The sequence below is a fragment of the Photobacterium sp. R1 genome (genome assembly GCF_054600795.1).
This window is the reverse complement of the sequence record NZ_BAAHZP010000004.1, coordinates 303,168-317,692: the sequence shown is the minus strand read 5'-3', so window position 1 is coordinate 317,692 and position 14,525 is coordinate 303,168. Positions and strand designations below refer to the sequence as shown.

At 50.7% G+C, this 14,525-nt stretch carries 12 protein-coding genes; 4 read left to right on the top strand and 8 right to left on the bottom strand.

What is annotated here, in order from left to right:
- Positions 1-59: 59 nt before the first annotated feature.
- A complete protein-coding gene (locus ACYP03_RS09285) occupies positions 60-1,181 on the bottom strand; it encodes a S1 family serine peptidase (RefSeq protein ID WP_459779354.1) in 1,122 nt (373 codons plus the stop codon).
- A gap of 456 nt (positions 1,182-1,637) precedes the next feature.
- On the opposite strand from ACYP03_RS09285, the gene ACYP03_RS09280 reads away from it, so the two are divergent.
- Complete coding sequence (locus ACYP03_RS09280; RefSeq protein WP_459779351.1) at positions 1,638-2,258, top strand: acyl carrier protein phosphodiesterase; 621 nt, start codon at positions 1,638-1,640, stop codon at positions 2,256-2,258.
- 232 nt (positions 2,259-2,490) lie between these two features.
- Here ACYP03_RS09280 and aceA read toward each other — a convergent pair whose 3' ends face one another.
- The 3 genes from aceA to ACYP03_RS09265 form a co-directional block, all read right to left on the bottom strand.
- Positions 2,491-3,798: an isocitrate lyase gene (gene aceA, locus ACYP03_RS09275; protein WP_248141223.1), complete on the bottom strand. Its 1,308-nt coding sequence runs from the start codon at positions 3,796-3,798 to the stop codon at positions 2,491-2,493.
- 173 nt (positions 3,799-3,971) lie between these two features.
- Positions 3,972-5,570: a malate synthase A gene (gene aceB, locus ACYP03_RS09270; RefSeq protein ID WP_459779437.1), complete on the bottom strand. Its 1,599-nt coding sequence runs from the start codon at positions 5,568-5,570 to the stop codon at positions 3,972-3,974.
- A gap of 619 nt (positions 5,571-6,189) precedes the next feature.
- The gene (locus ACYP03_RS09265; protein ID WP_330960582.1) at positions 6,190-7,086 is read right to left on the bottom strand and encodes a hydrogen peroxide-inducible genes activator; all 897 of its coding nucleotides are present in this window, start codon (positions 7,084-7,086) and stop codon (positions 6,190-6,192) included.
- 129 nt (positions 7,087-7,215) lie between these two features.
- Here ACYP03_RS09265 and ACYP03_RS09260 point away from each other — a divergent pair, with 129 nt between their 5' ends.
- Together ACYP03_RS09260 and ACYP03_RS09255 are read left to right on the top strand one after the other, a co-directional pair.
- Positions 7,216-7,818 (top strand): peroxiredoxin C, encoded by a 603-nt coding sequence (locus ACYP03_RS09260; protein WP_248141226.1) that lies wholly within the window; start codon positions 7,216-7,218, stop codon positions 7,816-7,818.
- A 145-nt stretch (positions 7,819-7,963) separates the two neighbouring features.
- Positions 7,964-8,713: a copper homeostasis protein CutC gene (locus ACYP03_RS09255; RefSeq protein ID WP_459779348.1), complete on the top strand. Its 750-nt coding sequence runs from the start codon at positions 7,964-7,966 to the stop codon at positions 8,711-8,713.
- A 49-nt stretch (positions 8,714-8,762) separates the two neighbouring features.
- On the opposite strand, the gene ACYP03_RS09250 is transcribed toward ACYP03_RS09255, so the two are convergent.
- The gene (locus ACYP03_RS09250; protein WP_459779346.1) at positions 8,763-10,286 is read right to left on the bottom strand and encodes an alpha/beta hydrolase; all 1,524 of its coding nucleotides are present in this window, start codon (positions 10,284-10,286) and stop codon (positions 8,763-8,765) included.
- Between the two features lie 191 nt (positions 10,287-10,477).
- Here ACYP03_RS09250 and ppk2 point away from each other — a divergent pair, with 191 nt between their 5' ends.
- Positions 10,478-11,287, top strand: a complete 810-nt coding sequence (ppk2, locus tag ACYP03_RS09245) for a polyphosphate kinase 2 (protein WP_459779344.1) — start codon at positions 10,478-10,480, stop codon at positions 11,285-11,287.
- A gap of 42 nt (positions 11,288-11,329) precedes the next feature.
- Here the strand turns inward: ppk2 and phoU are convergent, their stop codons facing one another.
- From phoU to pstA, 3 genes are read right to left on the bottom strand one after another with little or no spacing between them, the layout of a single operon-like run.
- Positions 11,330-12,046 (bottom strand): phosphate signaling complex protein PhoU, encoded by a 717-nt coding sequence (phoU, locus tag ACYP03_RS09240; protein ID WP_248141230.1) that lies wholly within the window; start codon positions 12,044-12,046, stop codon positions 11,330-11,332.
- Between the two features lie 11 nt (positions 12,047-12,057).
- On the bottom strand, positions 12,058-12,876 hold the full coding sequence (pstB, locus tag ACYP03_RS09235; protein WP_248141231.1) for a phosphate ABC transporter ATP-binding protein PstB: 819 nt from the start codon (positions 12,874-12,876) through the stop codon (positions 12,058-12,060).
- A gap of 14 nt (positions 12,877-12,890) precedes the next feature.
- Positions 12,891-14,501 (bottom strand): phosphate ABC transporter permease PstA, encoded by a 1,611-nt coding sequence (gene pstA / locus ACYP03_RS09230; RefSeq protein ID WP_459779341.1) that lies wholly within the window; start codon positions 14,499-14,501, stop codon positions 12,891-12,893.
- Between the last annotated feature and the right edge of the window lie 24 nt (positions 14,502-14,525).

The window sequence follows — 14,525 nt, the reverse complement described above, 5'->3', positions numbered from 1 at the left end:
AGCCTGAGAGCAATGACGGTATCATCGCTCAGCAGGCCCAGAGAGAAAGAAACAGCAGGTTATCTGATTGACTTTTCGCGGCTTCGCCAAAAGAACAAGCCAAACAATACGATCAGGATCCCAGGAGCCATACTGCCGCCACTTCCGCCGCTGCCGGCATAACCGACCGTTTGATGAGTTGACGTCTCTCTATTCAGACGCGCTGAATTTTCCGCTGAAAAAGGATCACTCGTGAAAACCGGATCAGGGTCAAAATCAAAACCGGTGCCGGTAATCGTCCAAATCCAGGTTCTGAAATGGGAGACCTCCGTGTACACCGCAGGTACATCTGATGCGCACTGGGCGCCGAAACTGACCAGTCCGACCAAGCGTAAGCCAAAATCAGCATCAGCACTGGCCTGTGGATTCTGCCACACCAGCGGACCACCGGAATCGCCCTGGCAACTATCCCGATCAACATTGGGCAAAGGAGAAATCGCACACACAAAGCTATCCAGATTCGTTGAATTAATATTACTCCAGACACTGTTGCAATAATCGTCAGGCACTCCGGTAAGCAAAGTATGCTGCAAATCCTGAGAGACCGCCGCATCCGGATCTGCTGACGTTCGTCCCCAACCGGATACCAGCAAATTTTCAGGACTCTCCCCCCCATGGACGTAGCTATTCTCGAAGGCTAAATCAGCCTGATTTTGCTCACTGACCGTGGCAAGCTGAATGGGTTGGACTGAACTCGAAAAGCCGGTATTCAGACGGAGTAACGCAATGTCGTTGACGAAAGTAGAGGCGTCATAGCCTGGATGAATTGTCACACTGGCCACAGTATGGGCGTTTCCGATCGTCGCGCTGCTGGTTGAAGTAATCCCCCCCCAGACCAGAACCTCGTTCGACTGTGCCGCGACATTGTTATGTTTCATACAGTGTGCGGCTGTCAGCACAGTATCCATATCAATGATCACGCCGCCACACTGATAAACTTCGTTACCGTCCCGGCCGTAATCAATATAAATCAGTGCCTGCCAAGGCAGCTCTCCTGCGTAGGTTGTAGTCCCGCCGATCACCCTTGCAACAGGCGCATTCTCTTCCTGAGCAGAATTTTGCTCAGCAAAAACAGAACAGCTTGCCGTGATCAATCCCCCCACAATCCCGGCGGCTGCCCATTGAAATATCGTTCTTTTCATCATTCTCACTACCCCGCCGAAAGAATATTTAGCAACGCCCTGTATCTGTTAACCATTCGTCTTTTTTACAGTCAGTTACTGATTCTTCCTGCCCCGTGATACACGTTCGCGACCCACGATTCGCCGACCACACGGCAGTACCAGGCGGTAACAGACCCAACAGATTCACTCCGGCTTTCAATCATTATCCCCGGACAAAAAAGAACCACGAAAGATCAACAACCCTCAATAACAGTGTATAAAAAACTTCCAGTCACGATGTGACATAAACCGCCAAAGCCGGCTTCCTTTTGCTGTTCGAGCCACCACGTTTGAAAGTTGGACGCAATACCGCATTTTTGTGCAATGCCCTGTACGGTCCACACCGAATTTCTGACAGACCTTCCGTGCTGCCCTATTCCGCAAATTGCTGTTACAGTTTCAATGAGAGTTACCTGCGACCACATGACGAACACCATGAATTTTCTTGCACATCTCCACCTGGCCGATCACTGTCAAAGCAACCTCACCGGAAACCTGCTCGCCGACTTTGTTCGAGGGGATCCATATCGTTTCTATACACCGGACGTTGCTGCCGGGATCAAACTCCACCGCTTTGTCGACAGCTATATCGACAGTCAGCCCGAAGTCAGAGCGTGGCGGCAACAGTTTCCCCCGGCGATCCGGCGGGTCAGCGGCATTGCCCTCGATATGATCTGGGACCATTACCTGGCCCGGCACTGGACGGTCTTCCATGACTTACCCCTAGCCCAGTTTGTCCGGCAGACCAGACGTGAGATTGAACAGTTTCAGGAACCGGAACCGGAAAGCTACCAGCAAATGACCCGTCGCATGTGGGCGCAGGAATGGTTATTACAGTATCAACAGGAATCAGCCATTCATCAGGCGCTGGCAAGAATGGCCGTCAGACGTCCCAAATTACAGGCGCTGACAGAATGCCCGCCCTTTCTCTCCGACCATTATCAGGCGCTGGAGCAGAGCTTTTTCATTCTCTATCCGAGACTGATGCAGGCATCAAAAGCTTACTGGCTGGAAAGCCGTGATTCACTGGTCCGCCAGATACGTGTTGAGAAATAAAGGAAATCAAGGTGAGAATTGCCGGCTTGAACGGCTTTGCCCAAAAAATAAAAAGGGGAGCCGGAGGCTCCCAAGGCGATAACAATTTCATTATTAAAGTGCTATCCCGGTGAGGCTGGCAGTACACCCGCCTCACGCAGCAGAAGATAACGCTAATCGCAATACCTTTGCAGGCAACCGCTGCGAAATGGACTAACTAGGATAGATTGCTCGGTCAATCCGATCAGTCTGCTCAGAACTGATCTTCCTCGGTCGAGCCAGTCAGTGCAGTCACCGAAGAGTTTCCGCCCTGAATCACATTGGTCATCTTGTCGAAATAGCCGGTTCCCACTTCCTGCTGGTGTGCCACAAAGGTATAACCCTTCTCTGCTGCAGCAAATTCCGGACGTTGTACTTTCTCGACATAATGACGCATCCCTTCGCCCTGCGCATAGGCATGGGCCAGTTCAAACATGTTGAACCACATGTTATGGATACCTGCCAGCGTGATGAACTGGTACTTATAGCCCATATCCGATAGTTCCTGCTGGAACTTGGCAATGGTCTCTGCATCCAGATTCTTCTCCCAGTTGAAAGAAGGCGAGCAGTTGTAAGCCAGCAGCTGATCCGGATACTTCGCATGAATCGCCTCTGCAAACTGACGCGCTTCTTCCAGACACGGCGTTGCGGTTTCACACCAAATCAGGTCAGCATAGGGTGCGTAAGCCAGACCACGGGCAATCGCCTGATCAATCCCGGCACGTACACGGTAGAAACCTTCCTGAGTCCGCTCACCTGTGATGAAGTCGGCATCGTAAGCATCACAATCAGAGGTCAGCAGGTCTGCTGCATTCGCATCAGTACGCGCAATCACCAGGGTTGTCGTTCCGGAAACGTCCGCAGCCAGTCGGGCCGCAATCAGTTTTTGTACCGCTTCCTGAGTCGGCACCAGAACTTTACCACCCATGTGTCCACATTTTTTCACCGAAGCCAGCTGGTCTTCAAAGTGAACACCGGCTGCACCCGCATCAATCATGCTGCGCATCAGTTCATAAGCATTCAGGACACCACCAAAGCCTGCTTCCGCATCCGCAACAATCGGCAGGAAGTAGTCAATGCCGCCCTCTTCAGGACTCTTGCCGTTTGCCCACTGGATCTGGTCAGCACGGCGGAAAGAATTATTGATACGCTTCACGACGGCAGGTACAGAGTCTACCGGGTAAAGTGACTGATCCGGGTACATCGAAGAGGCGGTATTGTTGTCCGCCGCCACCTGCCAGCCTGACAGATAAATCGCTTCAATGCCGGCTTTGGCCTGCTGCACCGCCTGGCCACCAGTCAGCGCACCCAGGCAGTTGACATAGCCTTTCTTCGCAGAGCCGTTCACCAGATCCCACAGCTTGTCAGCACCGCGTTGTGCCAGTGTGTTCGCCGGGACGACCGAACCACGCAGGTTCACCACATCCTCCGCTGTATAAGTACGCTTCACGTTTTTCCAACGCGGATTCTCAGCCCAGTCCTTTTCAATGGCTTCAATCTGTTGCTGGCGAGTCAGAGTCATAATAAATCCCTCGTATTATGTGACGATAGTTCGCAAAATCTGGAGGTTCTGCGGTTCAGTTTTCAATGGGTTTTCTTGGGCTTCCCCTGCCCGGCCAGGCCGGACAGAGGCAATTGCACACAGTGCTTTTTGTTTTATGTTCCTTGGCGTTGCGTTTTTCAGTCTCGCAACGGCTATTCCAGGTATTCGTAACCGGGCAGCGTCAGGAAGGTCACGAGTTCATCGCTGGTCGTTAACCGGGCCATCATCGCGGCCGCTTCCTGATAGCGTCCTTGCCGGAAACGCTCAGCGCCGATTTCCTGCGACAGTACCTGCATCTCTTCAGCCAGCATCTGCTCAAACAGTGCTTTAGTCACAACCTGACCATTGCTTAATGTCTTGCCGTGTTTGATCCACTGCCAGATTGATGCACGGGAGATTTCTGCAGTCGCCGCATCTTCCATCAGACCGTAAATCGGCACACAACCATTTCCGGAAATCCAGGCCTCAATATATTGAACAGCCACGCGAATATTGTGGCGCATGCCGTCTTCCGTCCGCTCGCCATCGCAAGGGGCCAGCAGCTCAGCCGCCGTGATTGGTGCATCGCTGTCCCGGGTCACATCCAGCTGGTTCTTCCGGTCACCCAGACAGGCATCGAAAACAGCACGGGCGGTATCAGCCAGCCCCGGATGCGCCACCCAGGTTCCGTCGTGACCGTTTTGGGCTTCAAGTGCTTTGTCCGTCTGAATTTTGTTCAGAACCCAGGCATTTTGCTCCGGATCTTTGGATGGAATGAAAGCCGCCATTCCCCCCATGGCAAACGCACCGCGGCGGTGACAGGTTTTCACCAGCAGACGCGAATAGGCATTAAGAAACGGCTTGTCCATGGTCACGACCTGGCGGTCCGGCAGAATACGGTCCGGATGATTTCTCAATGTCTTGATATAACTGAAGATGTAATCCCAGCGGCCGCAGTTCAGTCCCACAATGTGTTCTTTCAGACTGTGCAGAATTTCATGCATCTCGAACACTGCAGGTAAGGTTTCAATCAGCACCGTCGCTTTAATCGTGCCGCGGGACAGACCCAGCTCATCTTCCGCAAAACTGAAGACATCACTCCACCAGGCCGCTTCCTGATATGCCTGAAGCTTTGGCACGTAGAAATAAGGACCGCTGCCATTGGCCAGAAGCTGTTTGTGGTTATGGAAAAAGTACAGACCGAAATCCAGCAGTGCTCCGGGAATCGGCGTGCCATGCCACAACACGTGTTTTTCCGGCAGGTGCAAACCACGTACCCGGCAGATCAGCACCGCAGGGTCGTCTTTCAGGGCATACACCTTTCCTGTTTCAGGCTGGGTGTAACTGATGGTGCGATTCACTGCATCGTGCAGGTTGCGCTGCCCGTCGATAACCGCACTCCAGGCGGGCGCAAATGAATCTTCAAAATCAGCCATGAACACTTTGACATTCGCATTCAGGGCATTGATCACCATTTTTCGATCAACGGGACCGGTAATTTCAACCCGGCGATCCAGCAAATCGGCCGGGATATTCTGAATGGTCCAGTCACCTTCACGGATATTTTGAGTTTCAGGCAGGAAATCCGGCAGCTGTCCGCCGTCAATCGCCTGCTGACGCGCTTCACGTGCCGCCAGCAGTTCCGGCACACGGGCAGCAAATCGGGTCACCAGTTTTTCAACAAAAGACACTGCCTCATCACTCAGAATATCGCGTTGTGCTTCTGACAGTGCCGTCAGGGTCAGTTGACCAAACTGATATTGATTTTCCATATCCATGTAAACTCCCCATTTACATCAAAACGACCAAATGTAACTAAATAACCACCTGAAATTCGAACAGCTGATGTTTATCTTAGACCACCTTTGGCGTAAACATGGTCTATACGTTGCCTGAATAAATCATCAATGGCAAACATCCAGAAAAACAAGAAAGATACAAAAACAAAACAAACCCAATAAAATCAATAAATTAAATGAAATAGAGTTATTACTCAAAACACTAAATTAAAACAGGTTTGAACGATATATTCGGTTTTTCCCCGCCTTACTGCGGAACAAGGAAAAATGTCACATATTACGTAATTAAATTACCAAACCACTCAATAGCAACAAGTTTGAAAAATACGTTTTAAACAAAAAGGTGAGCATGAAATGATTGCAAGCCACTCAATCTAAATACATTTATAGTCGAGAATTTGGAGAGTCATACACTCAGGAGAGGTTTAAAGCCGCGGAAAACAGAATTGTTTTTTTGAGCGAAACAAAAAAAACCTACAAAATGAATCACTTGCGAAAAATACGCAACAGAACAAAGATTCACAGGAACTGAGGATCGGCAGAATATTTCACCAAAAAATAAAAATATCTCTGCCGGGCATCCTGAATGTGATTAAAGCAGGGCTGCGACTATCTCTGCGAGGCTCTGAAAAGTGGAAATTCGGCTCGACGTGGGCCGCCAGACCAGACCAATTTCCCGAAATGCGGCTTGGCCGGGCGGATCCAGTATCACCAGATCCGGGTTATCAACCAAACCATGTTTGATGGCCATCTGGGGAATGAATGTCGAACCTAAGCCGTTCGACACCATCTGAACCAGTGTATGAAGACTGGTGGCCGTGAAGGGATTAATTTTTTCTTTACTGGTTAACTGACAAGCTGAGACAGCATGACCGGTCAGGCAGTGCTCTTTTTCAAGTAAAAAGACAGATTCGTCGGGTAAATCTGCATATCGTAACGGGGCCGTCACCTGAGAAGCCTGTGTTTTGCTGAGCACCATTTTGAACGGATCCCGACCCACAACCTGGCTGTGCATACCACTGATTTCAACCGGCAGCGCCAGAATCAGGACATCCATATCGCCATTGCGCAAAGCACTGAGCAAATTATCCGTGGTGTCTTCTCGCAACAAAAGATGAAGCTGCGGGTAACGCCGGTTGACCGCCTGAACCAGATCGCCCAGCAGGAAAGGAGCGATCGTCGGAATACATCCCAGCCGGACCTGTCCGGCCATGGTATCGTCGCCGCTTTTGGTGAGTTCCATCATGTCCTGGGTTCGTGCCAGCAGTTCACGGCTGCGGACCACCACTTCTTCCCCGGTCGCGGTAAAAACCAGCGCTTTGTTATCCCGTTCAATCAGCTGGCAGCCGATCAGATCCTCAAGATTCTGAATACCGGAACTTAAAGTCGACTGACTGACAAAGCATTGTTTGGCCGCTTCGCCAAAATGGCGGGTTTCATAGAGTGTAACCAGATAATGAAGCTGTTTAAGCGAGGGAAATTTGCTCATCGTATTTTTCGATTGTAATAATCTATTTATTCCACTTTTTTCAATGTAGCACTTTCGCTATAGTGTGTCCTGTTTTATCAGGGACTGCCCTTTGGGGGTGGTAATCATTCCAATATTAGGAGCACCAACATGGTACTAGTAGGTCGTCAAGCACCAGATTTCACAGCTGCTGCAGTTCTGGGTAACGGTGAAATCGTTGAAAACTTCAACTTCAAGCAGTTCACTGAAGGTAAAAAAGCGGTTGTATTCTTCTACCCACTGGACTTCACTTTCGTATGTCCTTCTGAACTGATTGCTTTCGACAAGCGTTTCGCTGACTTCCAAGCGAAAGGCGTTGAAGTTATCGGTGTATCGATCGATTCTCAGTTCTCTCACAACGCATGGCGTAACACTGCTGTTGAGAACGGCGGTATCGGCCAGGTGAAATACCCTCTGATTGCTGACGTGAAGCACGAAATCTGTAAAGCATACGACGTTGAGCACCCAGAAGCTGGTGTTGCTTTCCGTGGTTCTTTCCTGATTGACGAAGAAGGTGTTGTTCGTCACCAAGTTGTGAACGACCTGCCACTGGGCCGTAACATCGACGAGATGCTGCGTATGGTTGACGCTCTGAACTTCCACCAGAAGAACGGTGAAGTTTGCCCGGCACAATGGGAAGAAGGTAAAGCGGGTATGGACGCTTCTCCTAAAGGCGTTGCTGCTTACCTGTCTGAGCACACTGCAGACCTGTAATGCTTGCCTTGCACTAAATTGCTCAGCCCGGCCTTTGTGCCGGGCTTATTTTTTCTGTCTGCGCAACACTTGTTGATCCCGCTCTTCGACACCTGCATCATCTCCGATTACACTCGACCCGGATTTTATTGCGAAAGGCTGTCTCATGACCTCATTCCCGCTGACTCACCTTGAAGTCTGTATTGATAACATTGAATCACTTCATGCCGCACAACAAGGTGGCGCAACCCGCATCGAACTCTGCTCATCTCTTTCACTCGGCGGACTCACCCCAAGTGCCGGCTTCATGCGTCAGGCTGCACGCCTGTCGAGTGTGCCTGTCTACGCCATGATCCGGCCGCGACAAGGCGACTTTTTGTTTTCCGGCGAAGACATGGAAATCATGCTGGCCGATATTCATGCAGCCAGACAGGCAGGTTTGCAAGGCGTGGTACTCGGCGTGTTAACACCGGATGGCCGGGTCGATACGAACCAGCTCGCTGCACTGATGCAAGCTGCAAACGGACTGGGCGTGACCTTCCACCGCGCCATTGATCAGTGTACCGAATACCGTGAAGCACTGGACAGCCTGATGAATGCCGGATGTGAGCGCGTACTGACATCCGGCCTGAAGGCATCGGCTCTGGAAGGTGCTGAAATACTAGCAGACATGGTCCGCTACTGCGGCAACCGACTCAGCATTATGGCCGGCGCCGGCGTCACAGCCGACAACGCCTCACAGATTCTGTCCCGAACCGGCGTCAAAGAGTTACACCTGTCCGGTAAGACAACACGGCCAAGTCAGATGACTCATCTTGCCTCAGAAGCCCATATGGGAAGTCAGGACGTGGATGACTTTTCTATACCGGTCACCGACTGCGAGAAAATAGCGGCGGTGCGCAAAGCACTCAGATAGACAGCCGAAGACAAACAAAAAAAGGCCTGCAATCTGGCAGGCCTGTGATTTAAAAACCTTTAATCTTATCAACCGGATGAGGAACCCTCGGCTGATTACCAAACCGCTCTGAAAACCAGATGTATCGCGAGCACTCTCGATCCGAAATTTTCTCTTCCGGATTGATCAGATAACTTGTGGTGGCCTGATCAATACACGTGTTATCGCTGTAACTAAAGCCATGATTCACATAGTCATGCATCGTCAGGAAGCTCGCTGAATTTCCGAGTGCCTGCACCATTTCCTGCGCCCAGGTATATGGTGTAGCCGGGTCATACTGGCCCCCAATGACTAATATTTGCTGGCCATTTAACTTCAAACCCAGATCAGACATATCCGCAACCGGATCCCGCTGGGCTTGCCATCCCAGACAAAGTTCAGCTGTTTCTTCATGGGTTAATTTACCATACAACGCTGAAGCATCTTCATAACGGTATTGAGAGGATAAAATCTCACTATTTGACAATGGGATCCTTTCATCGGTACAAACAACAGCCTGGAACAAGGCACTGTCCCGGAGATCATCCGCAGCTAGCCGTGAGTATTGGTTATTACGACGCAGCCAGGCTAAATCCAAGATCAGCGATCGCCTTTTATCTTCATCCAATAAGCTTCTCAGCGAGAAATTGATTATCTTCCACTCATTCTCAGATTCTCTGGCCACCGTTGCGTTCATCGCCTGAGCCACTTCCTCTTTATCCAGATTTCCGTCAAGAGCTGCATAGCTACCATTGACGAACGCTGCTTCCATGACGGTACGATACCGGGCATCGCGGTCCGGAAAATTCTTATAATCTAACCGATACGCGGCAATTTTCTCGTAACCGGCTGCATTACCTAATCTGATTTCAATATTATTCGCCAGAGAAGGAGACATCGGCGAATCCAGCACGATGGCACGAACACGCTCCGGGAAAGTATTGGCATACAAGGCTCCCAAACGCGTTCCGTATGAATACCCAAGGAACGTTAGCTTTTCATCACCAAGTTTTTCACGAAGCCTGTCAATATCATGAACCACAGAATTACTGCCAAGAAACGGCGCAATTTGTCTGAAAGTATTCTCACAATTTCCTGTTTCATTGTATTCAGCAACCGCACATTGCGTTAACGAATCAGCGAACGCACTGAGACCAGCCCCTCTTGGATCGATCCCTACAATATCAAACCGGTCTAAAATTTCAGCAGGGAATAATCTCTCAGCCATGTAAGCGGCACTTTGAACGGCTTCGGCTCCTGGCCCGCCAAAGTTCATCAGCAAAGCGCCGATACGTTCAGCAGGATTGCGCGCAGGGTGGACACCATAAAATATGTCGACCATATCCCCGTCCGGCTGTGAGTAATCCTTAGGAACCTGCAGAAAATCACAGGTCATGTTGTCAGGGCAATTTTGCTCAATTAACTGTTGTCTGGCTGAAAAATGGTTATTTTTATCGCCGCCACAGCCAGCTAAAAACAAACATACAAGCGCTCCAATTACTAACGTCTTCATTTTACTACCCTTGAATTTTTGAGCGTTTTCATCATTACTCACTTTGTCCCGAAAAATGCTGGAACTGATATAAAATCAAGCAATTGCCAGATAAAAACAGTTCACCGGAATATTGCTTTCAGTATCTCTTATGCTTGATGCAACATTTTGAAACATATGCACTTGAAACAATAAAAGTCAGCCGGGATGATACCAGTAACTGTGCACACCGTTCCATAAAAACGGAGTAAGATATGAGTAGTTTTGATTTAAGTAAGAAATTGAAAAAGAAAGATTATGATGAAGCGCTCGAACTTCTCCAAATCGAGCTGGTGAAATGCCAGGAATGGGTCAAGCAGGAAGGCTTGCGCATTGTGGTGATATTTGAAGGCCGGGATGCTGCGGGCAAAGGCGGCACCATCAAGCGGATCACGGAAAAGCTCAACCCGCGTGTGTGCCGGGTCGTCGCTTTACCCAAGCCAACAGAAAAAGAACGTTCCCAGTGGTATTTTCAGCGGTATGTCGAGCAACTTCCTGCCGCGGGTGAGATCGTCCTGTTCGACCGAAGCTGGTACAACCGAGCCGGCGTCGAAAAGGTGATGGGCTTTTGTACCGGCGAGGAGTACGAAGAGTTTCTGCTTGCGTGCCCTGAATTCGAACGTATGCTGCAACGCTCTGGCATCATCTTAATCAAATATTGGTTTTCCGTTTCCGATGAAGAACAGGAGAAACGCTTTCTGGAGCGGATCAACACGCCCATCAAACGCTGGAAGTTCAGCCCGATGGATCTGGAATCCCGTTCCCGCTGGGCAGATTATTCAGCGGCCAAAGACAAGATGTTTGCCCATACCGATACCAAACAGAGCCCCTGGTGGGTGGTCGATAGCGATGATAAGAAAAAAGCCCGCATCAACTGCATATCCCACATGCTGAGCCAGATCCCTTACGAAGACATTGAGTACCCTGAAATCGTGCTGCCGGAGATCAACCAGGAAGGTTATTCTCGTCCGCCGATGGATGAACAGACGTTCGTGCCTGATCGTTTTGATAAAAATGGCGACTAGTGACTTATCAGACAAACAGGGAGCCTTCTGGCTCCCTGTTGTTCAGCGATGACTGTCGAGAAAATTTTCCATTTCCTGCGGGCTGGTATGACGAATATCCTTCCCTTTCACAAAATAGATAATGTACTCACAGATGTTCTGACACCGGTCACCGACCCGCTCAATGGACCGGGCTGACCACATCACCTGCAGCACATTCGGAATCGAACGCGGATCTTCCATCATATAAGTCATCAGCTGACGAATGATCGCTTCATATTCCTTATCAATCCGGTCGTCTTCCTGATAAACACGGATCGCGGCTTTCACATCCATCCGGGCAAAAGCATCCAGTACCTCATGCAGCATACGGGCGGCATGCTGACCCAGTGCTTCCAGTGATACCAGCAGGTTGTACTGCTTGTTGGTAAAGTTTTCCAGAGCAACTTTAGCAATGCTTTCCGCAACATCCCCGATCCGCTCCAGATCCGTAATGGTTTTGATGATGGCAATCACCAGACGCAGATCACTGGCTGTCGGCTGTCGCTTGGCAATGATCCGGGTACAGGCCTCATCAATCGCGACCTCCATCGCATTGACCTTGTGATCGTCCTTAATCACCCGACGTGCCAGATCCACATCCTGCTTGTGCATAGCTTTCAGGGCATCCGTCAGTTGCTGCTCAACCAGTCCGCCCATCGCCAGCACATGAGAGCGGATACTTTCCAGTTCTGCATTAAACTGGCCGGAGATATGACGGCTAAGACTCAAATTATCCAATCTGTAACTCCTCAGCCGTACCGGCCAGTAATGTAATCTTCTGTGCGTTTCTCTTTCGGGGTGGTGAAAATATCATTGGTAGACGCATATTCCACCAGCTCTCCCATGTGCATAAAGGCGGTATTGTCCGAGACCCGGGCAGCCTGCTGCATGTTATGCGTCACGATAATCACCGTGTACTTTTTCTTGAGATCGTTAATCAGCTCTTCAATGGTCAGGGTCGATATCGGGTCCAGCGCCGACGTTGGCTCATCCAGCAGAATCACTTCGGGCTCAATCGCAATTGCACGGGCGATCACCAGCCGCTGCTGCTGCCCCCCCGACAGACCAAAGGCATTTTCATGCAACCGATCTTTGACTTCGTCCCACAAAGCCGCGCCCCGCAGTGAGTTTTCCACCGCATCATCAAGTACCCGGGTGTTTTTCACCCCCTGCAGACGCAGGCCGTACACCACATTTTCATAAATCGATTTAGGAAACGGATTCGGCCGTTGAAACACCATTCCTACCCGGCGGCGCAATGAGGCAACATCCACATCCTGATCATAGATGTTTCTGCCGTGCAGCAGGATCTGACCTTCCACCCGGCATCCTTCCACCAGTTCATTCATTCGGTTAATACAACGGAGAAGCGTCGATTTACCGCAGCCTGACGGACCGATAAAAGCCGTCACCTGCCCTTTGGCAATCTTCATGTCGATATGATACAGCGCCTGTTTCTGACCATAGAACAGATCCAGCCCGTCAATGGTCAGGGCAGTTTTCTCCTCGGGTAATGCGGTCAGATCGACTGGCTTGAGCAAGTCCATACTGGCGTTGAATGAAAACATCTACATCCTTCTCGTTATTGTTCCAGATCGCGGAATTTCTCCCGCAGGTGATTACGAATCCCGATCGCGGTCAGGTTCAGCCCCACAATCACAGTGACCAGCAGCAGCGAAGTGGCATACACCAATGGCCGGGCTGCTTCAACATTCGGACTTTGAAAGCCCACATCATAAATATGGTAGCCAAGATGCATGAACTTCCGATCTAAATGTAAATACGGAAACTGAGCATCGACCGGCAGGGACGGCGCCATTTTCACGACTCCGACCAGCATCAGTGGTGCAACTTCACCGGCAGCCCTTGCCACCGCCAGAATCAAACCGGTCATGATGGCAGGGCTGGCCATTGGGATCACGATGCGCCACAGGGTTTCAGCCTGTGTAGCCCCTAAAGCCAGCGAGCCGTGGCGAATCGAAGGCGGGATCCTTGCCAGCCCCTCCTCTGTAGAAACAATCACCACGGGCAGGGTCAAAATCGCCAGTGTCAGTGCCGACCATAAAATGCCCGGCGTTCCGAAAGTCGGGGCAGGCAGCTGATCGTAAAAGAAAATCTCATCAATCGTGCCGCCAATCATATAAACAAAAAAGCCGAGACCAAAAACTCCGTACACAATCGACGGAACACCCGCCAGATTGATGACCGCCACCCGAATCAGACGGGTAAACCGGTTCTGCTCAGCGTATTCATGTAAGTATATCGCGGCCAATACCCCTAATGGCGTCACGATAACGCTCATCAGTAGTACCATCAGCACGGTGCCGAAAATAGCAGGAAACACACCGCCTTCCGTATTGGCTTCACGAGGCGAATCGGTCACAAAGTGTCCGACCTGGCGCCCCCAGTGCGCGACCTTTTCGCTGAACTTCATATCGTTGGGATACCAGAGATACAAAATTTCAGCCAGCGGAATCCGGACTGTCTGCCCTTGTGCATCTCTGACCAGCAGTGCCTGCCCATCCAGCTTTTGCTTCATCTGCTTTAGCTGTTGCTCAACATTTTCAAGCTGTGACTGCAGTGCCTGACGCGAGGTTTCCGGAGCCGTCTGACCACGCTGATTTTTCATCCCGGCCAGTTGCCGGTACAGCGGAATATACTGACTGTCGTTCAGCTCCCGGATGGCCTCGCGCATGACTTCCGCTTCTGTCAGCCATGTTCCCAGCGACGCCAGTGAAGAAACCTCATGCCGGGTACTGCCGTCTAAAACCGCCTGCGGGTAACCGTAAAACTTACCGTTTCTTACCCGGTCCATCACCGCCACCCCGTGGGCGACAGTTTGCGAGTGGATCTGGGTTGCCAGCACGGTTACGAAATCCAGCTCTGCCAGTTCCCGGTTTCCGGTTTTAATCAAATAGCGATCAATGGTCGGGCTGTCGTTTCCCTGCAGCGAATACCCGGCTTCCAGCAGCTGCTGACGCGGTACAGCTCTGGTTTCATAAATTTCACCCAGCACGACCTGCTCCCGGTCAGCCATGCTGACCGAAAACTGGTACACAGGTGCCGGCCAGAAGTAGCTCAATCCCTTCCAGCCAATCATCAGTAATAGTCCCAGAACCGCCAGCAGACTTAAACTGACTGAGCCTGCAGTCAGCCAGATCCAGGGCGATCCGGAACGCATCCATTTCAACATTGATTCTGCAACTCAGCCTTTCCC